Origin of the sequence: Brevundimonas sp. UBA6550 (assembly GCF_002434505.1) — a bacterium.
Taxonomy (GTDB): Bacteria; Pseudomonadota; Alphaproteobacteria; order Caulobacterales; family Caulobacteraceae; genus Brevundimonas.
This window is the reverse complement of sequence record NZ_DJKE01000005.1, coordinates 34479-57595: the sequence shown is the minus strand read 5'-3', so window position 1 is coordinate 57595 and position 23117 is coordinate 34479. Positions and strand designations below refer to the sequence as shown.

Sequence of the window (23117 nt, the reverse complement as noted above, 5' to 3'; positions counted from 1 at the left end):
CGCAATAGTCGCCGACAATGATGAACGAGGCCTGACCCGGCTCAGCCGCCGCGCTGAGGCAGCAGCTTGCGCCGTTGTCGCGACAGGGCCAGTGGAACGCCGTCAGCGCCCCAGGCCGTCGCCTCGTCCACCGTCCAGCCCAGACTTAGGTCCAGCATCCTGAACTCGAAGAAGGCCCAGCCGTCCGGCGCGTTCTCGGGTGTCGGATCGTTCAGGACGTCGATGCGCAGGTCCAAAGTCGTCATCGGCGCCGGCGTCTTCGACAGCGTCCAGGCGGGCGGATAGAGGGCGTCCAGCAGGTAGCACAGCCCCACCTCGTCCAGCGCGCGCCGATCCGACATCCGCATCCAGGTCCGCTCGACCGCAGCCTTGCCCGCATTCCCGCCCAGGATATTGGGGCCGCCGTCGAACCGATAGTCGACGTGCCGTGAGAAGTGCGGAGCCATCGGGCCGTGAATGGTCGCCCCGGGGTTCAGGCTGTCCAGCGGCGGGGGCGGATTGTGAAGCGGCGACACCGCTGGCGTCGAGGCGTCCAGGCCATAGGTCCCGGTGGCGTGATGGGTCATGCGCCCGTCCTGCTCGGCCTCGACGGCCGCATAGACGACGTTTCGCCCGCCGCGCAGCAGCCGGGGCCGAAAGGCGACCTGTTCGTCGAAGGCCGCCGCCGACAGATACTGCACCGACAGGGATCGCAGCGCGGCGGTCAGGCCCAGCCCCTCTCGCATGGACCGGGCGCACATCGCCGCGAGCAGTCCGCCGAACGGAAACCCCTTCTCGGGCGGCATCGACGACGGACCGTTGGAAAAATGCCCCGGGACTGGAGCGGACAAGCCGCCATCGGCCAGCGTCTGGAAGGCGAGGGCGGCGTCGAGCGACACGGGCGATTGAACATCGGACATGGCGCGATCCTGCGTCAGGCGAAAGAGCGGCGGAAGCCCGAAATCCAGAGCTTCCGCCAGTCGAAGGAACAGGCGGGCGAACCGGATGGCTCGAACGTCCGTTGCCAAACAAGACTGACTGAGAGGGTTTGGATTTGCAACCCTTGCCAAACAGCTGACGCGGGGTCACTTTCCATCCATGGGACGCACCGCCGACTATAGCCGCCAAAGCTGCTCCATCGCCGCCACCTTGGAGGTGATCGGCGATCCGTGGACCCTGCTGGTGATCCGCGACGCCTTCAACGGCGTCAGCCGCTTCGAGCAGTGGCAGGAGAATCTGGGCGTGGCGCGCAACGTCCTGGCTTCACGGCTGAAGAGCCTGGTCCAGCACGGCGTGCTGGAACCGCGCCTCTATTCCGAGCGCCCGCCGCGCAACGAATACGTCCTGACGGCCAAGGGCAAGGATTTGTACGGCGTCCTGATCACCCTGCACGGCTGGGGCGCCAAACATGTTTATGGCGATACCGACAGCGGCATCGACATGATTCACAAGACCTGCGGCCACACCCTGACGCCCCGCATCGCCTGCGGCTGCTGCGGCGAAATCGTCAAGCCGCGCGACATCAAACTGACCCGCGCCGAAAACCGCCCCACCGTCGGCGACGTCATGCCCAAGGAAGCGGCCTGATCGGCGCTTCTGCTGCCAGCTTCTGGCAGGATGTCTGTTAAGGTCATGGGGTGTCGCGCTCCGAACGTCTTCTCGATCTGCTGAACGTGCTGCGCCGTCATCGGCGGCCGGTGAGCGGACGCGCCTTGGCCGAGGAGATGGGGGTCAGTCTGCGAACCCTTTATCGCGACATCGCCAGTCTGCAGGCGCAAGGCGCGACCATCGAGGGGGAGGCGGGGGTCGGCTATGTGCTGAAGCCGGGGTTCCTGTTGCCGCCGCTGATGTTCACGCCAGAGGAGATCGAGGCCCTAGTGCTGGGGTCGCGCTGGGTGGCGGATCGGGCCGATCCGAGGATGCGCGACGCGGCCCTGGCGGCGCTGGGTCGGATTTCGGCGGTGCTGCCGTCGGATCTGCGCGAGGAGATGGACACCTCGGCCCTGCTGGTCGTGCCGGGCGCGCCGTTCCCTGTCGATGCGGTCGATCCGGGCCTGTTGCGAAAGGCCATCCGCACGGAGCGGCGGCTGAGGCTGTGTTATCGCGACGAGGCGGGAACGGCGTCGGAGCGGCTGGTCTGGCCCTTCGCCCTGGCCTTCTTCGACCGGGTGCGTCTGCTGATCGCCTGGTGCGAGTTGCGCGGCGACTTCCGCAGTTTCCGCACCGACCGGATCGTGGAGGCGGAGGTGATGGAGGCGCGCTATCCCGCCCGACGCCAGGTGCTGATGAAGCGCTGGAAAGAGGCGCACGAGCGCGCCCATGCGCGGCGTCATGCTGACGGAAACTGGCAGTAGTCGCCTCTAGTCTGTTCTCTACCGAAACGAGGGACAGGGCCGATGGGCGAGATCGAAGACATTCTGCTGACCGTGGCCGACCCGGAGGTCAGCGCGCGGTTCTACGCCGGTCTGCTGGGATGCCGGCCGGTGGTGACGCGGCCGGACCGGGCGCTGTTCAAGCTGAGTTCGGGCCGCGCGCTGGGCTTGATGCGACGTAGCGGGGAAGGCGGTTCGGTCTGCGAGATCGACTTTCCGATGGACGGCGCGGCGGCGGTCGATCAGGCCCATATCGACTGGTGGGATCGCGGTGCGCGCATACTGACGCCGCCTCATGATCTGGGATGTGGTCGCAGCTTCGTCGCCGGCGACCCGGACGGACATCGTCTGCGGGTGTTCGCGGCGACGTAAGACGTCAGGCCTCCGCCTCCAGGCGATAGCCGACGCCCCGAACATTGGTCAGCAGGCCGGCGGCGTCGGCGCCCTCCAGCTTGCGGCGCAGGTGGCTGACGTGGCTGTCGATGGTGCGTTCCAGCACCGCCTGATTGTCGAAACAGGCCTGCATGATCTCATTCCTGCTGAAGACGCGCAAAGGCGTGCGGGCCATGTGAGCCAGGATGCGGAACTCGGTCAGGGTCAGATCCAGCCTGCGGCGCCCGCCTGTTTTCAGCACCGCCGCCATGTAGTTTTCCAGCTGGATCTCCAGCGGGCCGACGCGCAGCACCTTGACGTTACGCCCTCCGGTCGCGCGACGCAGGATGGATTGCACGCGGGCCGCCACCTCGAGCGGATCGGCGGGGCGGATCAGATGGTCGTCGGCCCCGATGCGCAGCGCCTGCAGCCGATGATGGGGCTGGTCCTGCTCGCCGATCATGACGACCGGCGTGTCTCCGCGCCGCCGCAACTCGCCCAGCACGTCCCAGCCGTCGCGCACGGGCAGGGCGACGGACAGCAGCACCAGATCGGGCTTCAGTGCGGCGTGCAATTCGATGGCCTGTTGCCCGTCGTCGGCGACGACTGTGCGAAAGCCCTCGCGACGCAGGGCCGCGTCCAGCCTCTCGACGCTTTCGCGGTCTTCATCGGCGATCAGGATCAAGCTGCTCATGGCGCCTCCGGTCGCCGCCATGACCGGCGTTCGCGTTGAAATCCAGCAAAACCGGACGCCCTCGGACAATTTTCATCGCGCCGTCGCAAAGGTTTCACGCAGACGAAGAAAAACCCCCTCCCGCCGAGGCGGAAGGGGCCAGTCGTCGTTCGGGAGGAACGTCTTAGTAGGAGGCGCGCAGCTCGATGCCGAAGGTGCGCGGGTTGTTGAAGTTGCCGTAGTCGCCCAGCGTGCCGCGGTTCGACGGGTCGCGACGATAGACGTAGGTCTCGTCCAGCAGGTTGCGCGACCACAGGGCCACTTCCAGCAGCGGGCCGCCGTCGCGGGTGGTGATGTCGGCGATGGCGACGCGGGCGTTCACCACGAAGGACGAGTCGTTCTTGATCTCGAACTGCTCGAAGCTGTGGCTGGCGTCGGCGTAGTTGGCGTCGACGTGGGCCTTCAGGGTCGCGCCCATGAAGGGCGAGTTCCAGTCGGCCGCGAAGCTGGCGGCGTTTTCCGGCGTGAAGGCGATGAAGACCTTCTGGGTCTGGCCGTTGAACGGGTTCACCGTGTCCGGCACCTTGGCGTCTGTATAGGCGTAGGACGCCGACAGGGTCAGGTTGTCGGTCGCGCGGAACTGACCTTCCAGCTCCAGACCCCGGATCTTGGTGGTGCCGGGGGCGTTGATCGTCTCCAGCGTGTTGCGGGTCGAGGCGCCCTGTACGGTGACCAAGCTGAAGTCGATCTGACTGTCGGTGCGGTCCATCGCATAGATGGCGGCGTTCAGGCGGACGCGACGGTCGAACAGGTCGCTCTTCAGACCCAGCTCATAGGCCTTGACCTCTTCGGGATCGAACGAACGGTAGGTCAGCGAGCGCGAGGAGGCGCCGCCGGCGCGGTAGCCGGTCGAATACTTGCCGTAGACGTTGATGTTGTCGGAGACGTCATAGGCCAGGGTGACCAGCGGGTCGAAGCGATCGACCTTGGAGTTGAACTGCAACTCGCCGGAGACGCCGTTCACGACCGGCAGGGCGTTGTTGACCAGCTCCAGCGTGCCGTCCTTGTCGTCCCAGGTGTAGCGACCGCCGACCGTCAGGTGCAGGGCGTCCATGCTGGCCGGGGTCCAGGTGGCCTGACCGTAGATGGCCTTGGATTCCGAATGGGCGGTCGACTTGCGGTCCATCGAGCGGAAGCCGCGGATGGTGGGGGTCGGGTCCAGGATGGTGTAGCCCGTGCCGTCGGCGTTCCACTGGTTCGTCGAAGGCGTCGAGGCGTCGTCGGACACCGTTTCCTTGAAGTAGAAGACGCCGCCGACGTAGTCGATGCTGTCGCCCAGCGAACCGACGGCCTGCAGTTCCTGGCTGAACTGGTGCTGCCAGAAGCCGGCCAGCGAATAACGGCTGAACTTGCCGTTCGGGCCGACGACGGGCGGACGGTGGGCGCCGGCGATGTTGTCGTACTGTTCGACGTCCAGGTCGCGGTAGGCCGTGATCGAGCGGATTTCCAGGGCGTCGGTCGGACGATACGACATGTGCAGATCGACGCCGCGGGTGTCGTCGACGCTCCACTGCTGGGGCACGCCGATGTCGGCCTGCGTCATGCGCTTGGAGCCTTCGACCTGAACCAGCGGAGACAGGGCGCGGATGCTGCCGGACGGCACCGAGGCCGAGGTGAACGGCACCACGGTCAGGCCGTTCGGGTTGAAGTTCAGCAGTTGGCTGTAGAACGGGGTGTTCTTGTCCTTGCCGACGTCCGCGGCCAGGTCGGCGGTGAAGTTTTCGCTGGGCGTCCAGCGCGTCTGGAAGCGCAGGCCGCGACGGTCGTATTGGCCGAAGCCCGTTTCGCCCGGCAGGATGTTCTCGGTCACCGGACCTTGAACCTGCAGCACGCCGTCCACCTTGAAGGCGAAGTCGCCGATGGCGGGGAAGTCGACGTGCAGTTCGGAGTTGTAGGATTCCAGATTGCCGACGCCGGCGACGGCGCGCATGCCGAACACGCCCGTGGGCTTCTTGGTGACCAGCGACAGGGCGCCGCCTTCGGTGTTGCGGCCGAACAGGGTGCCTTGCGGACCCTTCAGCACTTCGACGCGCTCGATGTCCAGGAGGGCGGAGGCCAGGCCGTGCTGGCGGGCCAGATAGACGCCGTCGACATAGACGCCGACGCCCTGCTCACGGGCGGGCTGGTTGGCGTCGTTCGGCACGATGCCGCGAATGCCGATGGTCAGGGCGGACTGACGGGCCTCGAAGGTGGCGACGCGCAGCGACGGCACGGCGCCGTCGGCCAGGTCCATCAGGCTCTGGACGTGGCGGTTCTGAAGCGCCTCGGAGTTCATCACCGAAATGGAGATCGGCGTGTCTTGCAGATTGGTCTCGCGCTTGGTGGCGGTCACGACGATGTCGTCCAGGCCGACGGGCGCGTTGGCGACGGGCGCCGGAGCGGTCTGGATGGGCGCGGTCTGGGCGAAGGCGGAAACAGGTGCGGCGAGAAGCGCGGTCCCCAGCATCAGCTGGAGCCGCAGTTTGGTTTGACGGTGCATTTATATCCCCTGCTTGGTCGAGCCGGGGATTACGCCGCCTTTGCGATGTGCAGTTCACAGACGCGCGACACTGGGATGCAGGTTTGATGTCTGGCGCGACGACCGATGTCCAATCTTAATCCACGCTATATCCACGCCATCTCCACAATTGGCGTGGGTGACGCCAGGCGGGAGATTGCGAAGGCCCTTCAGGCGGCCGCCGTCGTGTCGCGGATGAAGCCGCCGCCTAGAACCCGGTCGGGGTCGGCGGGATCATACAGCGCGCAGGCCTGGCCCGGCGCGACGCCTTCTTCGCCCTGATCGAATGCGACCGAGATCGCGCCGTCGATCAGCCTCAGACGGGCGGGGGAGGGCTGGCGCGTCGAGCGGACGCGGGCCAGCACGGGGGCGCCGGCTTCGGCCGCCTCGCGGATCGTGGCCTCGTCGCCCAGCCAGTTGGTTTCCTCCAGGGTCAGGGACGCGGTCAGCAGGGCTTCGCGCGGACCGACCACGACGCGGCGGGTGTCGGGTTCTAGCCTGGTCACGAACAACGGTTCGCCCACGGCGACGTTAAGACCCCGGCGCTGGCCGATGGTGTAGTCGGTGATGCCCGAATGCTGGCCCAGCACGCGGCCGTCCATATGCACGATCTCGCCAGCCTCGCGACCTTGCGGGCGCAGGCGGTCGATCAGGGTGCGATAATCGCCCGAGGGCACGAAACAGATGTCCTGGCTGTCCGGCTTGGCGGCGATCTTCAGCCCCAGTTCGGCGGCGACGCCGCGCACCTGGGGCTTTTCCAGATCGGCGAGCGGAAAGCGCAGATAGTCGAGCTGGTCCTGGGTCGTGGCGAACAGGAAGTAGGACTGGTCGCGCGAATGGTCGATCGCCTTTCGCATCTGCGAACGATTGCCGGCGACGGCGCGGCGCACATAGTGGCCGGTCGCCATGGCTTCGGCGCCCAGGTCGCGGGCGACATCCAGCAGGTCGCGGAACTTGACCGTCTGATTGCAGCGGATGCAGGGAACAGGCGTCTGACCCTTCAGATAGCTGTCGGCGAACTGGTCGATCACCGCGTCCTTGAACCGGCTTTCATAGTCCAGGACGTAATGGGGGATGCCGATCATGTCGGCGGCCAGCCGCGCGTCGTGAATGTCCTGGCCCGCGCAGCAGGCGCCCTTCTTCTTCAGCGCCGCCCCGTGATCGTAGAGTTGCAGCGTCACGCCGACGACATCGTAACCGGCCTTGTGCAGCAGGGCCGCGACGACGGTGGAGTCCACCCCGCCCGACATCGCCGCCACCACGCGCGCCCCGACCGGCAGGCCGACCGCCGCCCGCGCGCTCTCGACCGCCGCATCCATGTCGGTGCGGGCGATGTCGGGAACGGGGCAGAAATCTTCGACCAGGGTCATTGCGGCCATTTAGTGCGGAACCCGCGCGATTTCGAGGCCCGCAAACGAAAAGGGCCGCATCCGTCGCCGGATGCGGCCCTTCTTCGTCTTCGGGGAAACCCGTCAGGAGCGGTAGCTCTGGATCCGCGTCGTGCGCAGACCCTGCATGCCCCATTTGTCGATCGCCTTTTGCCAGGCCAGGAACTCTTCCGCCGTCAGGCGATACTTGGCCAGGGCGTCGTCCAGGCTGAGCAGACCGCCGCGAACGGCGGCGACGACCTCGGCCTTGCGGCGGATGACCCAGCGGTCCGTATTGGACGGCGGCAGGTCGTTCAGGGTCAGGGGCGTGCCAGTCGGTCCGACCACGTATTGTTCGCCTTTGCTATTAAGGCGTCGCTCTTGCAACATGGGCTTATGCCTCTTTCACCAACACCGTAGTGTCATGAAAATAGGCGACCCCGACTAAGGTCCGTTTAAGCGTCGTGGTGAAGGAACGGATAAAATCCATCCCTGCCCGAACGACTCCGTAAACCTTGCTTTCGCGACGATTCATCGAGACTAACGCTTACTTACTCGCCGATCAGCGTTTGATGTTGATCAGCTCGGCCAGCATTTCATCGGCCGTGGTGATGATTTTGGACGAGGCGGAATAGGCCCGCTGTGTGGTGATCAGGCCGGTGAACTCCGCCGACAGATCGACGGTGGAGGACTCCAACTGCTTGGCCGCGATCGAGCCCGCGCCGCCTGTCCCAGCCGCTTTCAGGTTAAATGTGCCGGACTGCAGGCTGACGGCGTAGGCGTTGCCCGACACCTCCTTCAGGCTGTCGGGGCTGGGGAAGGTGGCCACCGCGACCTGGGCGATGCGGCGCATCACGCCGTTGTCGAAGATGGCGGTGACGAAACCGCTCTCGTCGATGGTGATCTCGCTCAGATTGCCGAAGGCGGTGCCGTTGGTGACCGTCGATTGGACGACCGAAGCGGTGTTAAGCTGGCTGAGGCCGCCGGCCGACGTATTAAGGTCCAGCGTCACGGTCTGATCGGCGATGCCCAGGCCGTCGGCCCATTTGATCTTGCCGTTGTCGGTCGGATCGTTGGGGTCGATGGTGTTGTTGGGGTCCGACTTCAGAAAGGACAGGCTGGCGTTGGACGGATCGTCGAACAGGCCCTTGCCTGCCTTCCAGGACTTCATCGTGTCCATGTCCAGGCGTCCGGCCGGCGTGAAGGCGATCAGGCCGGTCTTGATCTGGCCGTTGGAATAGGGCGCGCCGGTAACGACATCGCTCGCCGGCACCGCGACGATTTCGGCGTACCACTGGTTCGGCTGTTCGCTCTTGAGGAACCGGATTTCCAGATTGCGCTGACCGCCTTTGGAGTCCGACACCGGGATGTTCATCTTGAAATCCGGCTTCACGCCCGCCGGATTGTCGTCGTCGGCGTCGTACATCGCCATGGAGTTGACCGACGGATCGTACTTCGTCTTGGCGATGCCGTTGGTGGTCAGGCCCAGGTCCGACAGGTTCAGCGTATAGGGCGCGCCGGGCGCGCCCGCGCTGGTCGGGGTGATGGTCATCTGGGTGGCGGTGCTGGTCGCCGAACCGTTGGTGCTGGTCGCATTGTCGGGGGCGAAGCCGGTCAGGGCGCCGGTCGCGTCATAGGTCGCCACGCCCGTGATCTTGGTGATGCCGGACTTGATCGTCACGGCGTAGTTGTTGGCGTCGATGCGCGAATAGCCGACGGTGACGTCGTGCTTGGCGGGGCTAGGCGTGGTGGTGTCCTCCACGCCCTTGTAGGATTGGGCCGCCGCCGCGCTGGAGACGCCCTGGGTCGAGCGCAGGTTGGCGTTGATCTGCACGCGGGTCGTGGGTTCCGCCGTGCCGCCGACCGAGCCGATGTTGATCGAGCGCAGGCGCGACAGATCGGACGGGTCGGTCGAGATGTCGCCGTTCGAATCCACCGGCCAGCCCTGCAGATACAGATTGGCGCTGTTCTTCAGATAACCAAGCTTGTCGACGCGGAAGGCGCCGGCGCGGGTGAACAGGCGGGTGTCGGTCGCCGACACGCCCTCGGGCTGCGTGGTGGTGACGAAGAAGCCCTGGCCGTTGACCGACAGATCGGTGTTCTCGGTGGTGCGTTGCAGTTGACCTTCCTGGCTGACGAAGGACCGGGTGTTGGCCGCGACGCCGCCGGCGGAATAGCCGCCGCCCGACTTGGTCTGGCTGTTGACCAGGGTCTGGAACTCGCCCGCCGTGCGCTTGTAGCCCACGGTGTTCACATTGGCGATGTTCTGCGAAATGGCCGCCAGGGCGGCGGAGTTGGCGGCGAGACCGGACACGCCGGCCAGCATGGCGCTGTTGAGGCTCATGGAAGAACGCTCCTTACAAAGAGATCATCGGGAAGGCGGCGGATCGCATCATGCGGCCGCCTCCTCGGTGGGGACGTTCGGATTCTCCGTATCGTCGTTGTTGGCTTGAGCTGCGATCTCGTTCAGCGAGATCACGGTCGAGAGGGGCAGGATCGACTTGCCGATCACCAGATACGGCGCGCCGTTGTACATCTCGACGCCGGTCACGCGGCCCTGGATCAGGGCCTGGCTGTCGATCTTGGCGCCGGCGCCGTCCGTGGCGGCGACCTTCAGCGTATAGACGCCGCCGTCCTCGGCGGTGCTTCCGTCCTTCATCTTGCCGTCCCAGGTGAAGGTGTGCAGGCCCGACGACCTGTCCGGCGCGGCGCCTTCCCAGACCACAGCGCCCTTGCTGTCCACGACCTGCAGCGTGGCCTTATCGGCGTCCTTGCCCAGTTCATAGGCCCAGGTCGCCTCGCCGTCGTTGAACTCGGTCGCGGTCCAGGCGGCGGTGACCTGTTTGCCGATATAGTTGGAGGCGTTGTCCAGCCCCCCCGCCGACTGGGCCTTCAGCAGGCTGGTCAGCAGGTCGTTGGTCAGCAGTTGCTGCTCGACGCCGGCCATCTGGGTCAGCTGAGCGGTGAACTGGTTGGAATCCAGCGGCGACAGTGGGTCCTGGTTCTTCATCTGCGTGGTCAGCAGGGTCAGGAAGGTCTCGAAGTTCGAGGCCAGGGCGGTCGTGCCGCTGGTGATGCGGCCGGCTGCGGCGTTGGTGGATACGGCGTCGACCATGGGGTCAGACCTTCAGATCGACGCGATCGGGCGTCAGGGAATGGTTGGTCCAGGCGCCGGGCGCCGGAAGAACAGGCGTGTCGGCCTGGGCCGCAAGGCGGCCGCCGCCGGCGAACAGGGCGTTGCGCTGCTGCTGACGCTCGAAGCCGCCGCCGGCGGAAGGGTCGCGCTGCGAGAAGTCCAGAGCGTCCTCGGTCATCTGAAAGCCGGCGGCCTCGAGCTGTCGGCGCAGTTCGTCGGCGCGGCCCCGCAGGTCGGCGGCGGCGGCGGGATTGTCGAAGGCCAGGCGGGCGGACAACTGTCCGTCCTTGCCGATCTCCAGGCTGACATCGACACGGCCCAGGTCTTCGGGCGTCAGCACCATGTCGAACCGGGTGGATCGGCCGTCCAGCCTGCGTGCGATCTGGGCCGCGAGATGGGCGGTGGTCTCGACCGTTGCGTGCGACAGGGTGGACAGGGCCGGGCCATGATCGGCCGGAGCGGAGGATGGCGCGCGCGTCGCGTCGCCGGTCGCGACGGTTTGCATCGAGACGTCGGCGTCCTGGGACGAAGCGGCGTCGGTCGGCGCTGCGTCCGCGGGCTTGGCTTTGGCGTCGGTTGCGGCGGGCGGCTTGGGAGCGACCGTAGCGGCATCGGCCACGGTCCTGGTCTCGCCGCCCGGGGCCGCTGGCGTCGAGGACGCCTCGCCAGGGATAGGTTCGACGCGCTGCCCGACGTCATGGCGGTCGGCGCGCAGCGGCGTCGGCATGTCGGCCCTCGGCAGGGCAAACTTCGCATAGTCAGGCTTGGCGCTCGCCTCTGCGTCGCCGACCAGGGCGGCGGTCGTCACCGCAGCGGCGGCGTCGGGCGTGAGCGCGGCAGGCTTGGGCGCAGAGGCTGCGGTCGTGATCTGAATCTGAGCGGTCGGCGCCTGAGCGTCCGCCATCACCTTGGCGATGGCGGTCTTGATCGCGTCGTCGTTTTTCGAGGGCTGGCCGGTCGCGGATGTCTGAAAGCCGTCCGCGGACTGGCCGGGCGATGTCGCCGGTGTTGCGGTCGTCGTCGAGACGGCCTTCATCGGCTCTGTCGCCGCTGTGGCAACCTGTCGTTGCGGATCGATGCGGGGCGCGTCAGCGTCTTCGGTCAGGCGCTCTTGCGTCTCGATCTCCGTCGCGTCTGGAGCGGTCGTCTGCGAGGCCAGGTTAAACCGAGCTGTCGCCACGTTGCGTTCGGCGGCGGTCCCGTCGGACGCGGGCCTGGACGGTTCCTCGGTCGCCGCGGCGCTTGCGGTTTCTCCCTGGACGACGGGCTGCGCCGAGGGGGGAGGGACGACCGGCGTCGGTTGGGCGATGACGGGCGTGGTCGACGCGAGAGCGTCGCTGTCTGCGACCTGCTTGTCTGCCGCCTCGGTCGGCGCGGCCTCTTCGGTAAGGTCGTCGGCTGGCGCGGCTGACGACGGCGTCAGAACGCCGAAGCCGTCGGGCTTGCCCGGCGTTTGGATGGACGCGGCGTCATTCGCGCTCGGCATCGGGGCGGAGGCCAGGCGCGTGATCGCTGGCTGCCCCCATGCAGCGGATTCCTTGTTCGGGGCCGGCGCCACGGCGGCGGCGACCTTGCTGGAGAACAGGCCGACGTCCGCCGCCGCCGCGCCCGACGCGGCCGCCGACGTTCCGGTCGAAACCGGCGCGGCGGAGGCGAACAGGGCGGAGGCGATCGACATGGTCGAGGGGCGGCTTTCAGGGGCGGAGACGACGGCGCCTGCTGCGCCCAAGGTTCGGTGCCCCTGAACGCAAGGCGCGGGCCACAGAAATAAGGTCTATAAAACAAGGGGAAGGCTTGACGGCGGTGCGCCGTCTGGATCGGCGGCGGTCGATTATTGCCGCGCTATCGCCACTTTTTGCCCGGCTGCCGCGAACAGGCATCGGAGGCGGCGGCGCTGGCGGTTCGATGTGACCTTCAACTGGCCCGACGTTTGCGCGTCTGATCGATCATGACGGATGGCCAATCCACGAACCCTTTGAAAAACAACGCTCTGATCGAGCGGCGTCCGGGCTTGGCTGGGCAAGAACTGCGCGCGGCCGTGCAGGGCTTGCCGGGTAGGACGGGGGAGATGCGTCCATGTCGCTGAACTCGATCATGAACATCGCGACCTCGGGCATGAAGACGGCCCAGTCGCAGTTGCGCGTCACCGCCGACAACATCGCCAACGTCGACACCCCCGGCTATGTCCGTAAGGTCGCCGATCAGTCCGCCGCCGTCACCAATGGATACGGCTCGGGCGTGGACATCACGCGCGTCCGTCTGGCCACCGATCGGTTCCTGCAGGCGGCGGGGCTCAGCGCGGGCGCCGACGCGGCGCGTCAGGGCGTGCGCGCCGAACTGTATGGCCAGATCCAGAGCCAATTCGGCGATCCCAGCAGCGACACCAACTTCTTCGCCCAGGTCGACAAGCTGTTCGCCAACTACGCGGCCCTGGCCGAAAGCCCGACATCCTCGGCCGCGCGCCAGGAAACGGTCTACAAAACCCAATCGATGTTCAACCAGGCGGCCGGCATCGCCGCCCAGATCCAGTCCGCCCGTCAGGAGGCGGACAGCCGGCTGCAAAGCGCGGTCGAGACGATCAATCCGCTGCTGGAGCAGATCGACAAGCTGAACAAGACCATCGCCGGCGGGTCGGTCACCAATCAGGACGTGACGGGCGCGCAAAACGCCCAGCTGGGCCTGATCAACGAACTGTCCAAATATCTGGACGTGAAGGTCGAGCCCCGGTCGAACGGCGGCGTGACCCTGCGCACCAATGCGGGCACGACCCTGGTGGGCGAAGGCCACGCGACCGTGTCCTATCAGGCGGCCGGGACCGTCGATGCGACCACGGCCTTTTCCGACATCATGATCACCGAACCCAGCGGCACCCGCTGGCCGTTGCTGGACGGGGTGTCGTCGGGCCAGATTCGCGGGCTGATCGAAATGCGCGACGTCGATGCGCCGGCTGCCGCCGCGCGTCTGGGGGAGCTGACGGCCAAGCTGGCCGATGAACTGAACCGCGCCCACAACGCCAGCAGCAGCCTGCCCGCGCCCGCCACCCTGACCGGCCGCAACACGGGGCAGTCGCTGCAGAACGCCCTGACCGGCTTTGCGGGCACGACCACCATCACGGCCGTCAACGCCGCCGGCGTGGTTCAGGCCTCGGCGCAGATCGTCTTCTCCGGCGCGACGATGACGATCAACGGCGCAGCCGCCGATCCATCCACCTTCCTGAGCGTGTTGAACGCCCAGATGGGCGGGGCCGTCACCGCCAGCTTCGCCGACGGTCGGCTGCAACTGGACGGCGCGGGCGGGAACGGCGTGGCCATCGCCGACGACGCGACCTCGCCCAGCAACAAGGGCGGGCGCGGCTTCTCCCATTGGTTCGGCCTGAACGACCTGGTGTCGACCATCACCCCGACCTTCTACGAGACGGGCCTGACCCTGTCTTCCCAGCACGGTTTCGATGCGGGCGAGAGCCTGACCTTCCGCTTCGCCGGCGAATCCGGCGCGCGCCAGCGCGACGTCACCGTGTCCGTCCCGGCCGGGACCGGCACGATGGGCGAACTGCTGGGCGCGTTGAACGATCCCATCACCGGCGTCGGCCGCTACGGCGCCTTCAGCCTGGATGCGGCGGGCAAGCTGGCGTTCAAGGCCTACGATCCCGCCGCCACGACGATGAGCATCGTGACGGACGCGACGACCCAGACGCCCTCCGGCGTGTCCATGTCCCAGCTGTTCGGCCTGGGCGCCACCGGCGCGACGCGGGCCGGCGCCTACAGCGTCCGCAGCGACATCCAGCAGGATCCCGGCAAACTGGCGCTGGCGCAGCTGAACCTGTCGGCCGCGGCGGGGACGCCGGCGCTGAGCAAGAGCGACGGTCGTGGCGGTCTGGCCCTTGGCGATGTCGGAAAGCGCAATGTCGCCTTTGCGGCGGCCGGCGGCAGCTCTGGCGGAACCAAGACGCTGTCGGCCTATGCGGCGGACTTCGCCGGCGAGATCGGCGGCAAGGCCGCGGCCGCCAAGACCCGCAGCGAGACGGCCGCCGCCCTGTCCAAGGAGGCGGACAGCCGCCGCGGCTCGGCCCAGGGCGTCAATATGGACGAGGAACTGGTCAATATGACCACCTTCCAGCAAGCCTATAACGCCTCGGCCCGCCTGATCCAGGCGAGCAAGGACATGTACGACGTCCTGATCGGAATTGTGCGATGACCCGCGTCTCCACCAACGGAAACTTCCAGTCGGCCCTGCTCAGCCTGATGACCGCGCAAAGCCGCGCGCAGCAGGCGCAGGAGCGGATCGACAGCGAAAAGATCGCCACCGACATGGCCGGCTACGGCCGGGGCGCCGAACAGCTGACCAGCCTGACCTCGACCCAGGCGCGACTGGACGGCTTCATAACCACCGGAAAGGCCGTCGCGGCGCGATTGAGCGCGCAGGACCTGGCCATGACCCGCATCAACGAAGGCGGAACCGGCGCGCGCGAGGCCATCGCCAACAGCCTGGCGGCGGGCAGCATCACCAGTCTGATGACCGAGCTGGGCCTGCAGTATCAGACCGTTCAGGGCGGCCTGAACGCCCAGCATCAGGGATCGTATCTGTTCGCTGGCGGACAGGGGGACGTCGCGCCCGCCAAGGCCGCGACCATGGCGGATTTGGCGACGGCGCCCTCGACCGCCTCGACCTTCGCCAACGACACCCTGAAGCAGAAGTCGCGCATCGACGAAAAGACCACGTTGGAGACCGGCTTTCTGGCCAGCGACATCGGCGGCCCGCTGACGGAAGTGTTCCGCAACATCCAGGCCTTCCAGAACGGCGCGGCGGTGACGGTGAACGGCGTGACCTATACGCCGGCCGGCGCCGGAACCCTGACCGGCCAGCCCAACGCCGACGTCACCGCCTTCCTGAAGGCGCAACTGGCCGAACTGGACAAGGCTAATACCGGCCTGACCAACCAGACCGCCAAGAACGGCCTGATGCAGAACCATGTCGAGGCGGCGCTGGATTCGCAGCAGGGCCAGCAGACGGCCCTGCAGAAGATGATGCAGGACAAGACGGGATACGATCCCGCCCGCGCCATCACCGATCTGCAGCAGGCCCAGGTCGCGATCCAGGCGTCGGCCCAGGTCATCAACACGCTGAGGAATACTTCGCTGCTCGACCTGCTGCGCTGATCCGCTTGAATTCAGAAAGAAACGGCCACGCTGGACTTGATCTGGCATTGGAACATATCATGAACCATGGCGCGTCTCGATCTTCGTCGAAAACTGTCGGTTTTGGCCGATGCGGCGAAATATGACGCCTCCTGTTCGTCGTCCGGCACGTCGAAGCGAAACTCGGTCGGGGGCAAGGGGATCGGTTCGACCGAGGGCATGGGCATCTGCCACGCCTATACGCCCGACGGGCGGTGCATCAGCCTGCTGAAAATTCTGCTGACCAACTTCTGCATCTACGACTGCGCCTATTGCATCAATCGCGCGTCGTCGAACGTAGAGCGGGCGCGGTTCGACGTGGACGAAGTGGTCGACCTGACGCTGAACTTCTACAAGCGCAACTATATCGAAGGTCTGTTCCTGTCGTCGGGCGTGATCCGCAACAGCGACTATACGATGGAACAGCTGGTTCTGGTGGCCAAGACGCTGCGTGAAGTCCACGACTTCCGGGGCTACATCCATCTGAAGCTGATCCCCGAGGCCGATCCGCGTCTGGTCGAGATGGCGGGCCTTTACGCTGACCGGCTGTCGGCCAACATCGAACTGCCGCGCGACGAGGCGCTGGCCCGGCTGGCGCCGCAGAAGGATGTGGGGGTCATCAAGAAGGCGATGGGTCAGGTGCGGCTGGGCGTCGAGGCGGCCAAGCCGGGCAAACGCGACAAGAACAATCCGCCCAAGTTCGCGCCGGGCGGTCAGAGCACCCAGCTGATCATCGGCGCGGATGGGGCGCCGGATACGGAAATCCTGGATCGCAGCGCCTCGCTGTATGGCGGATATGGCCTGCGCCGGGTCTATTATTCCGCCTTCAGTCCCATCCCGGATTCCAGCGCGATCCTGCCCTTGTCCAAGCCGCCGCTGATGCGCGAGCATCGGCTGTATCAGGCCGACTGGCTGATGCGGTTCTACGGCTTTTCGGCCCCGGAGATTGGCGAGGGGGCGGCAGGCGGCATGCTGGATCTGGCCGTCGATCCCAAACTGGCCTGGGCGCTGAACAAGCGCGAGCAGTTCCCTGTCGATGTGAACCGCGCGCCGCGCGAGATGCTGTTGCGGGTGCCGGGGCTGGGGGTGAAGGCGGTGGACCGGATCGTGTCGGTCAGACGCTATCGGACGCTGCGGCTGGAGGATGTCGGGCGGCTGACGCGCTCGGTCGCCAAGGTGCGGCCCTTCATCACGGCGCTGGACTGGACGCCCGGCGCCCTGACCGACGCCGCCGATCTGAAGACGCAGGTGGGCGGCCGCGCGCCGGAACAGTTGAGCTTGTTCTGATGCCGGTCGCGACGCTGGATGGCGAGACGGACTTCGACGGCTGGCGCAAGGCGGCGCGGGCGTTCCGACTGGCGGGCGTGGAACCGGCTGCGGCGCGTTTCCAGGTGGCGGGCGGGGCCGGGCAGGGCGGGTTGTTCGACAGCGCCGCTGACTCCGACGACATAGGCGCGGCGGTGGAGGCCGAGTTCACTGTGCCAAAAGCCTTTGTCGAACTGGCGGAAAACGTCATCCTGCACCGCTCCGAAGATCGGTTCGATCTGATGTATCGGCTGCTGTGGCGGCTCAGGGACGAGCCCGATCTGATCCGGGTGATCTCCGACCGCGACGTGGCCGATGCGCTGGAGCGGGCCAAGAACGTCAGCCGCGCCTCGCACAAGATGAAGGCCTTCGTCCGCTTTCGGCAGGTCCATGACGATCGGGGCGAGGCCTGGGTGGCCTGGTTCGAGCCGCCGCACCGCGTGCTGGAGAAGACCGCGCCCTTCTTTCAGCGGCGGTTCACCACCATGCGTTGGTCGATCCTGACGCCAGACGGTTCGGCGTTCTGGGATGGCGAACGCCTGCGGTTCGGCCCGCCCGCCACGCGCGACATGGCGCCGGCCGAGGACGAGATCGAGGATTTCTGGAAGACCTACTACGCCTCGACCTTCAATCCGGCCCGGCTGAAGGTGAAGACCATGCAGGGCGAGATGGCCAAGGGCTATTGGAAGAACCTGCCGGAGGCCGCGCTGATCCCGGAACTGGTCGCCGCCTCGTCGGTTCGAACCGAGGCCATGGTCGCCACGCCCGCCCCGTCTCCCAACCCCCGCTTCGCGCGCGCCCTCGCGCCCGATCTACATGCCTCGCGACCCGACGCGGAGGCGGTTCCCGATACCCTGGCCGAGGCGGCCGAGGGCGTTCAGGCCTGCCGCCGTTGTCCGCTGTATCGCGACGCGACCCAAGGGGTGTGCGGCGAGGGGCCCAAGACGGCGCGGCTGATGATCGTGGGCGAACAGCCGGGCGATCAGGAGGATCTGGCGGGCCGCCCCTTCGTCGGACCGGCGGGCGAGGTGCTGGACATCGCCCTGAAAGACGCCGGGATCGACCGATCCGACGTCTATGTCACCAACGCCGTCAAACACTTCAAGCACGAGCCGCGCGGCAAGCGCCGTCTGCACAAGACGCCCAACGCCGGCGAGGTCCAGGCCTGCCGCTGGTGGCTGGACGCCGAGCGGCGGCTGATCAGGCCGAAGATCGTTCTGGCGCTGGGGGCCACGGCGGGGCTGGCGGTGCTGGGGCGAAAGCCTGCGGTGATGAGCGAACGGGGCGCCCCCTTGGTGCTGCCGGACGGCGCGACCGCCATGCTGACCGTCCACCCCTCCTATCTGCTTCGCCTGCCCGATGCGGCGGCGAAGGCCGAGGCGCGCCGGCTGTTCATCGACGATCTGACCGCCGTGCGTAAACGTATGGATTGAAGCAAGAGAACGAATCCCGTTCGGCCGCGTTTGGCATCCACGCCAGCGTGACCGTTTGGCGAAACGATCCTGGGGGAGGCGGCCGCGACACGGTTCAGCGACAATCATCCGCGTGAATGTCATCGCGCGTTGACATCGGATGCCGCCTTGACCATTAGCGCGGCAGGAATTTCGGCTGCCCGACGCGGCGGCCAGGGGATTATCGCGATGTCCGACCTGTCGTTCGAGGTCCGATGAACCAGGCGCAATACGAGATCGTGGAGGCGGACGGCGCGGCGCGGCTGCGACTGACCGGCGACTGGACCACGACCGCGCTCGGCCGCTTGCCGACGGAACTGAGCCGCGATCTGGAAGGGCGCGAGATCGCCAGCATCGACACCACCGATCTGGGCCGTTTCGACACCGCCGGCGCCCTGGCCCTGGTCCAGGCGTCCAGCGGGCGACTGTCCAAGAGCCAGTGGAAGGATCGTCCCGAGGCGGGCCGCATCTACCACATGATCGAGCTGCTGGAGCGCAAGAGCGCCCCGGCGCCGAAACGCCCCAGCGCCTTCGTGCGCACCTTCGCCAAGATCGGTCGCGGGGTCTATGACTTCGGCGGCGAGGCCATGCTGTCCCTGGCCTTCCTGGGTCGGCTCATGGCCGCCGTGGTCGAGGCCGTGCGGCGTCCCGGCGGCATCCGCTGGCCCGCCTGGGTCAGCCAGGCCGAGCGCGCGGGGCTGGACGCCATCCCCATCGTCATGATCACCAACTTCTTCATCGGGGCGGTGGTGGCCTTCATCGGCGTGGACCTGCTGACCGACTTCGGCGCGCAGGTGTTTGCGGTGCAACTGATCGGCGTGGCCATGTTCCGCGAGTTCGCGGTGGTGATCGCCTCGGTGCTGCTGGCCGGTCGTTCTTCGTCGGCCTTCGCCGCCGAGATCGGGTCCATGCGGATGAACCAGGAGGTCGACGCCATGCAGGTCATGGGCGTCAATCCGTTCCAGGCCCTGGTCGTGCCGCGCGTGGCGGCCCTGGTGCTGATGCTGCCGCTCCTGACCTTCATGGGCATGATCGGCGGGCTTCTAGGCGGTCTGGTCGTGTGCTGGAGCTCGCTGAACCTCGGCCCGTCCTTCTTCTTCCAGCGTCTGGTCGAGGACGGCAGCATGGCCCAGCACATGATGGTGGGACTGGTGAAGGCGCCCGTCTTCGCCATGGTCATCGCCGCCATCGGCTGCCGCCAGGGCATGTCGGTCGCCGGCGACGTCGAAAGCCTGGGGCGCCGCGTGACAGCGGCCGTGGTTCAGGCCATCTTCGCCATCATCCTGCTGGACGCCGTGTTCGCTCTGGTCTTCCTGGAGCTGAACATATGACCGACAGCATTTCCGCCAAGTCCGAACCGGAAAACCTGATCGAGGTTCGCGGTCTGCTGAGCCAGTTCGGCGAGCGCACCATCCACGAGAACCTGGACCTCGACCTGCAACGCGGCGAGGTCATGGGCGTGGTCGGCGGATCGGGGGCCGGCAAGACGGTGTTGCTGAACACCATCATCGGCCTGAAGGAGCCTGAGGGCGGCTCGGTCAAGGTGTTGGGTTACGACCGGGCGAGCCTGACCGATGCGCAGTCGGCCGATATCGAGCGCCGCACCGGCATTCTGTTCCAGCAGGGCGCCCTGTTCTCGTCGTTGAGCGTGCTGGAGAACGTGGCCTCGCCCTTGGTCGAACACACCAAACTGCCGAAATCGGTGATCTACGAACTGGCCGAGTTGAAGATCGCCATGGTCGGTCTGAAGCCCGAGCACCACTATCTGAAGCCCGCCGAACTGTCGGGCGGCATGAAGAAGCGCGCCGGCCTGGCCCGCGCCTTGGCGCTGGACCCGGAACTGGTCTTTCTGGACGAGCCGACGGCCGGGCTGGACCCCATCGGGGCGGCGGCCTTCGACGATCTGATCCGTCAGCTGGCGGACGACCTGGGCCTGTCGGTCTTCATGATCACCCACGATCTCGATACCCTCTACGCCATCTGCGACAAGGTCGCGGTCCTGGCGGACAAGCGGGTGGTCGAAAAGGCCACGGTGCAGGAGCTGGAACACTCCGACCATCCGTGGATCAAGGAATACTTCCTGGGGCCGCGCGGTCGCGCAGCCACCAAGACGGCGGCCTGAGGAGAGCCGAGCATGGAACGAGACGCACATTACGCCGCCGTTGGGATCGCCACCGTCTGCCTTCTGGCGGCGCTGGCGGTGTTCACCATCTGGCTGGCCCGGCTGCAGTTCAACCGCGACTACGACCTGTACGACATCGTCTTCTACGGCCCGGTGAACGGTCTGTCTGAGGGCGGCGAGGTCCACTTCAACGGCATTCGCGTTGGCGAGGTGACGGACCTGAACATCGACACCAAGCGCGGTGATCAGGTCATCGCCCGCGTCCGCGTGGACGGCACCACCCCGGTCCGCGTCACCTCTCGCGCCCAGTTGGAGCCGCAGGGCATCACCGGCCTGAACTACATCCAGATCACCGCCGGCTCGCCCAACAGCGCCCTGCTGAAGGACCAGTATCCCGACAATGTCGTGCCGGTGCTGCAGAGCCAGCCGTCGCCCATCGCCGAACTGCTCAGCGGATCGGGAACCGTGCTGGCCCAGACGGTGGACGCCCTGAACCGCATCAACCGCGTCATGTCCGACGACAACATCCGCAGCTTCTCCACCAGCGTGAAGAACGTCGAGGCCCTGACGACCGAGCTTGAAGCGCGCAAGGCCATCTTCCAGCAGTTGGAAGAGGCCGTGACCAACGCCAACGCCGCTGTGAAGGAATATCAGGGCCTGGCCGTCGATACGCGCCAGATCATCAACACCGACGGCCGCCAGGCCATCGCCAACATCAACGCCGCCACGGCGGAGGCGCGCACGGCCATCGCCTCGGCCAACCGCTCGATCAGCGGGTTGGAGCGACCCTTGGGCGACTTCGCCACGTCCAGCCTGCCGCAGCTGACCGGCACGATCGAGGAATTGCAGGAGGCGACCCGCTCGCTTCAGTCCCTGATCGATCAGGTCCGCGCCAGCCCGCGCGACTTCATCGGGCGTCCCCAATCCAAAGAGCTGGAGGTTCAGCCGTGATCAACCGTCCCGTCGTTCGTTCCGGTTTCCGCCTGGCGGCAGGCGTCGCCGTCCTGGCGGCGCTGGGCGGGTGTTCGCTGCTGTCCACGCCGGATCCGGTGCAGAACTATCGCTTCGGCCTGCCGATGGAGGCGCCGTCCGCCATCGGCGACGCGCCCGCGCCCCTGACCGTCTCCATCCGTCGGATCGAGTTCCCGGAAGCGGCCGGCGACGACCGCATCCTGGGCGTCACGGGGTTGGAAACCGCCTATATCGGCGGGGCGCGTTGGGTCTCGCCCGCCTCGACCCTGTTCGACGACAGTTTGAAGGCCGCCTTCGCCAACCGCGCCGACCGCATCCGCGTGCTGGGCCGGCGCGAGCCCGGCACGCCCCCGTTGGTGCTTCAGGTCACGGTGACGACGTTCGAAGCGCGCTACGCCGCGCCGGGCGCGGCGCCGGATGTGGTCATCACCGCCCGCGCCCAACTGCGCTCGACGCCCGAGCGTCAGGCTGGCGGCGCGGCCATCCGGCCGGAGCAGGGGCGTTCGGTCGAACGGGTCTTCACCGTCGCCCAGCCGGCCAGCGAGAACCGCGTCTCCGCCATCGTCGCCGCCTTCGACACCGCCACGCGCGACATCAACACCCAGATCGCGGACTGGACCATTCAGTCGGGACGGTGACGCGGGCCGGCTCCCGCAGACCAGGGGACGCCGGTTCGCGGATGCGCTAGGCTGACGGCGAATCTGCACCCGGAGTTGTCATGAGTTTTTCCGCCACCGACGCGGCCTTCGAAGGCTTCCGGGTCGTCCGCCGTCATCCGGTCGTCGCCCTGGCCTGGGGCCTGACCTATCTGCTGCTCTATGTGGTCATGTTCGGCTTTGGCGCGGACAAATGGGCGGCCTTGATGGCCGCCGGCGAAGCCTTGGAGCAGTCGTCCAATCCGTCCATGGCCGATTTTCAGGCTCTGGTTCCGATCTACTCCAGCGCCTTCTTCCTGGCCGCGCCCCTGGGCATCGTCATCGGAACGGTCCTGAGCGCGGCGGTGGCGCGGTCGGTGCTGCGACCCGAGGAGTCGCGCTGGGGCTATCTGCGGCTCGGCATGGACGAGGTGCGGGTCCTGGTCGTCACCCTGGCCATCACCGTGATTGTCGGGCTGGCGTCCGGCGTGGCCATGAGTTTGGTCGGCGCCGCGATCGGCTTCGGCGCCGCCTCGGGCCAACCGCTGCTGATCCTGGTCGGCGTGCTGCTGATCTTCGCCGCCTTCGCCTTAGTCGTCTGGCTGGCGGTCAAGTTCAGCCTGGCCGTGCCGATGACGGTGGATCGTCACAAGATCATGATCCTGGAATCCTTCTCGGCGACGAAAGGGCATTTCTGGGCGTTGCTGGGCATGGCGGTGATCGCCGTCATCATGTCGCTGATCGTCAGCATCCTGGGCATGATCATCGGGGCGGCGGCCGATCTCTTGACCGGCGGGGTGCAGAGCCTGTCGCGCTATGCGGACATGGGGTTGGGTCAGGTTCTGGCCAACGCCTGGCCGGCGCTGCTGCTGTCCTCAATCGTCAACGCCTTCCTGTCGGCCTTGCAGTTGGCCGTCCTCTACGCGCCGTTCTCGGCCGCCTGGCAGGGCATTCGCACCTTGAAGGGGCGGTGATCCCGACCGTCATCCTCGCCGCGACGGC

Annotated in this window: 20 protein-coding genes; 12 read left to right on the top strand and 8 right to left on the bottom strand. The window is 66.9% G+C overall.

The genetic code is table 11. The features are described 5' to 3' along the window. Window positions 1-41: 41 nt before the first annotated feature. On the bottom strand, window positions 42-899 hold the full coding sequence (locus tag B3Z70_RS04390) for an acyl-CoA thioesterase (protein ID WP_292024338.1): 858 nt from the start codon (window positions 897-899) through the stop codon (window positions 42-44). 178 nt (window positions 900-1077) lie between these two features. Here B3Z70_RS04390 and B3Z70_RS04385 point away from each other — a divergent pair, with 178 nt between their 5' ends. Genes B3Z70_RS04385 through B3Z70_RS04375 form a run of 3 tightly spaced genes read left to right on the top strand, consistent with a single transcriptional unit; the run spans window position 1078 to window position 2723 of the window. Beyond that, window positions 1078-1566 carry a winged helix-turn-helix transcriptional regulator gene (locus B3Z70_RS04385; RefSeq protein WP_292024340.1) on the top strand — a complete coding sequence of 163 codons (489 nt, stop codon included), beginning with the start codon at window positions 1078-1080 and terminating at the stop codon, window positions 1564-1566. A gap of 50 nt (window positions 1567-1616) precedes the next feature. Continuing rightward, on the top strand, window positions 1617-2333 hold the full coding sequence (locus tag B3Z70_RS04380) for a helix-turn-helix transcriptional regulator (RefSeq protein WP_292024342.1): 717 nt from the start codon (window positions 1617-1619) through the stop codon (window positions 2331-2333). Window positions 2334-2375: 42 nt separating this feature from the next. Further along, entirely contained in the window at window positions 2376-2723 is a 348-nt protein-coding gene (locus B3Z70_RS04375) for a VOC family protein (protein ID WP_292024343.1), read from the top strand. A gap of 4 nt (window positions 2724-2727) precedes the next feature. On the opposite strand, the gene B3Z70_RS04370 is transcribed toward B3Z70_RS04375, so the two are convergent. The 7 genes from B3Z70_RS04370 to B3Z70_RS04340 all read right to left on the bottom strand — a co-directional run bounded on the left by B3Z70_RS04370 (window position 2728) and on the right by B3Z70_RS04340 (window position 12134). After that, entirely contained in the window at window positions 2728-3417 is a 690-nt protein-coding gene (locus tag B3Z70_RS04370; RefSeq protein WP_292024345.1) for a response regulator, read from the bottom strand. 163 nt (window positions 3418-3580) lie between these two features. After that, window positions 3581-5935: a TonB-dependent receptor gene (locus B3Z70_RS04365; RefSeq protein WP_292024347.1), complete on the bottom strand. Its 2355-nt coding sequence runs from the start codon at window positions 5933-5935 to the stop codon at window positions 3581-3583. 188 nt (window positions 5936-6123) lie between these two features. Continuing rightward, window positions 6124-7332, bottom strand: coding sequence for a tRNA 2-thiouridine(34) synthase MnmA (mnmA, locus tag B3Z70_RS04360; protein ID WP_292024348.1), 1209 nt, complete (start codon window positions 7330-7332; stop codon window positions 6124-6126). Window positions 7333-7425: 93 nt separating this feature from the next. Continuing rightward, the gene (locus B3Z70_RS04355) at window positions 7426-7710 is read right to left on the bottom strand and encodes a DUF1153 domain-containing protein (protein ID WP_026108337.1); all 285 of its coding nucleotides are present in this window, start codon (window positions 7708-7710) and stop codon (window positions 7426-7428) included. Between the two features lie 172 nt (window positions 7711-7882). Next, entirely contained in the window at window positions 7883-9664 is a 1782-nt protein-coding gene (flgE, locus tag B3Z70_RS04350) for a flagellar hook protein FlgE (protein WP_292024349.1), read from the bottom strand. 48 nt (window positions 9665-9712) lie between these two features. Then, complete coding sequence (locus tag B3Z70_RS04345) at window positions 9713-10435, bottom strand: flagellar hook assembly protein FlgD (RefSeq protein WP_292024350.1); 723 nt, start codon at window positions 10433-10435, stop codon at window positions 9713-9715. 4 nt (window positions 10436-10439) lie between these two features. Next, complete coding sequence (locus B3Z70_RS04340; RefSeq protein ID WP_292024352.1) at window positions 10440-12134, bottom strand: flagellar hook-length control protein FliK; 1695 nt, start codon at window positions 12132-12134, stop codon at window positions 10440-10442. Between the two features lie 398 nt (window positions 12135-12532). Here B3Z70_RS04340 and flgK point away from each other — a divergent pair, with 398 nt between their 5' ends. The 9 genes from flgK to B3Z70_RS04295 all read left to right on the top strand — a co-directional run bounded on the left by flgK (window position 12533) and on the right by B3Z70_RS04295 (window position 23089). Beyond that, on the top strand, window positions 12533-14650 hold the full coding sequence (gene flgK, locus B3Z70_RS04335; RefSeq protein ID WP_292024354.1) for a flagellar hook-associated protein FlgK: 2118 nt from the start codon (window positions 12533-12535) through the stop codon (window positions 14648-14650). Next, complete coding sequence (locus tag B3Z70_RS04330; protein ID WP_292024356.1) at window positions 14647-15612, top strand: flagellin; 966 nt, start codon at window positions 14647-14649, stop codon at window positions 15610-15612. Before flgK ends, B3Z70_RS04330 begins: the two co-directional genes overlap by 4 nt. Window positions 15613-15678: 66 nt before the next feature. Beyond that, on the top strand, window positions 15679-16917 hold the full coding sequence (locus tag B3Z70_RS04325; protein WP_292024358.1) for a putative DNA modification/repair radical SAM protein: 1239 nt from the start codon (window positions 15679-15681) through the stop codon (window positions 16915-16917). Then, complete coding sequence (locus B3Z70_RS04320) at window positions 16917-18368, top strand: UdgX family uracil-DNA binding protein (RefSeq protein WP_292024360.1); 1452 nt, start codon at window positions 16917-16919, stop codon at window positions 18366-18368. Before B3Z70_RS04325 ends, B3Z70_RS04320 begins: the two co-directional genes overlap by 1 nt. Window positions 18369-18601: 233 nt before the next feature. After that, the gene (locus B3Z70_RS04315; protein ID WP_292024362.1) at window positions 18602-19717 is read left to right on the top strand and encodes an MlaE family ABC transporter permease; all 1116 of its coding nucleotides are present in this window, start codon (window positions 18602-18604) and stop codon (window positions 19715-19717) included. Continuing rightward, on the top strand, window positions 19714-20508 hold the full coding sequence (locus B3Z70_RS04310) for an ABC transporter ATP-binding protein (RefSeq protein WP_292024364.1): 795 nt from the start codon (window positions 19714-19716) through the stop codon (window positions 20506-20508). The genes B3Z70_RS04315 and B3Z70_RS04310 overlap by 4 nt, the downstream gene beginning before the upstream one ends. Window positions 20509-20520: 12 nt before the next feature. Beyond that, window positions 20521-21459, top strand: coding sequence for an MlaD family protein (locus tag B3Z70_RS04305; RefSeq protein WP_292024366.1), 939 nt, complete (start codon window positions 20521-20523; stop codon window positions 21457-21459). Further along, entirely contained in the window at window positions 21456-22118 is a 663-nt protein-coding gene (locus tag B3Z70_RS04300; protein ID WP_292024369.1) for an ABC-type transport auxiliary lipoprotein family protein, read from the top strand. The genes B3Z70_RS04305 and B3Z70_RS04300 overlap by 4 nt, the downstream gene beginning before the upstream one ends. A gap of 80 nt (window positions 22119-22198) precedes the next feature. Beyond that, window positions 22199-23089, top strand: a complete 891-nt coding sequence (locus B3Z70_RS04295) for a hypothetical protein (RefSeq protein ID WP_292044758.1) — start codon at window positions 22199-22201, stop codon at window positions 23087-23089. Window positions 23090-23117 lie beyond the last annotated feature (28 nt).

Excerpts from the sequence above, each read along its gene's own strand:
- mnmA (WP_292024348.1), bottom strand. The coding sequence starts at position 7,332 with ATGGCCGCAATGACCCTGGTCGAAGATTTCTGCCCCGTTCCCGACATC.
- B3Z70_RS04325 (WP_292024358.1), top strand. The coding sequence starts at position 15,679 with ATGGCGCGTCTCGATCTTCGTCGAAAACTGTCGGTTTTGGCCGATGCG.
- B3Z70_RS04345 (WP_292024350.1), bottom strand. The coding sequence starts at position 10,435 with ATGGTCGACGCCGTATCCACCAACGCCGCAGCCGGCCGCATCACCAGC.
- B3Z70_RS04355 (WP_026108337.1), bottom strand. The coding sequence starts at position 7,710 with ATGTTGCAAGAGCGACGCCTTAATAGCAAAGGCGAACAATACGTGGTC.
- flgE (WP_292024349.1), bottom strand. The coding sequence starts at position 9,664 with ATGAGCCTCAACAGCGCCATGCTGGCCGGCGTGTCCGGTCTCGCCGCC.
- B3Z70_RS04310 (WP_292024364.1), top strand. The coding sequence starts at position 19,714 with ATGACCGACAGCATTTCCGCCAAGTCCGAACCGGAAAACCTGATCGAG.
- B3Z70_RS04320 (WP_292024360.1), top strand. The coding sequence starts at position 16,917 with ATGCCGGTCGCGACGCTGGATGGCGAGACGGACTTCGACGGCTGGCGC.
- flgK (WP_292024354.1), top strand. The coding sequence starts at position 12,533 with ATGTCGCTGAACTCGATCATGAACATCGCGACCTCGGGCATGAAGACG.
- B3Z70_RS04295 (WP_292044758.1), top strand. The coding sequence starts at position 22,199 with ATGAGTTTTTCCGCCACCGACGCGGCCTTCGAAGGCTTCCGGGTCGTC.
- B3Z70_RS04365 (WP_292024347.1), bottom strand. The coding sequence starts at position 5,935 with ATGCACCGTCAAACCAAACTGCGGCTCCAGCTGATGCTGGGGACCGCG.
- B3Z70_RS04315 (WP_292024362.1), top strand. The coding sequence starts at position 18,602 with ATGAACCAGGCGCAATACGAGATCGTGGAGGCGGACGGCGCGGCGCGG.
- B3Z70_RS04370 (WP_292024345.1), bottom strand. The coding sequence starts at position 3,417 with ATGAGCAGCTTGATCCTGATCGCCGATGAAGACCGCGAAAGCGTCGAG.
- B3Z70_RS04375 (WP_292024343.1), top strand. The coding sequence starts at position 2,376 with ATGGGCGAGATCGAAGACATTCTGCTGACCGTGGCCGACCCGGAGGTC.
- B3Z70_RS04305 (WP_292024366.1), top strand. The coding sequence starts at position 20,521 with ATGGAACGAGACGCACATTACGCCGCCGTTGGGATCGCCACCGTCTGC.
- B3Z70_RS04390 (WP_292024338.1), bottom strand. The coding sequence starts at position 899 with ATGTCCGATGTTCAATCGCCCGTGTCGCTCGACGCCGCCCTCGCCTTC.
- B3Z70_RS04385 (WP_292024340.1), top strand. The coding sequence starts at position 1,078 with ATGGGACGCACCGCCGACTATAGCCGCCAAAGCTGCTCCATCGCCGCC.
- B3Z70_RS04340 (WP_292024352.1), bottom strand. The coding sequence starts at position 12,134 with ATGTCGATCGCCTCCGCCCTGTTCGCCTCCGCCGCGCCGGTTTCGACC.
- B3Z70_RS04330 (WP_292024356.1), top strand. The coding sequence starts at position 14,647 with ATGACCCGCGTCTCCACCAACGGAAACTTCCAGTCGGCCCTGCTCAGC.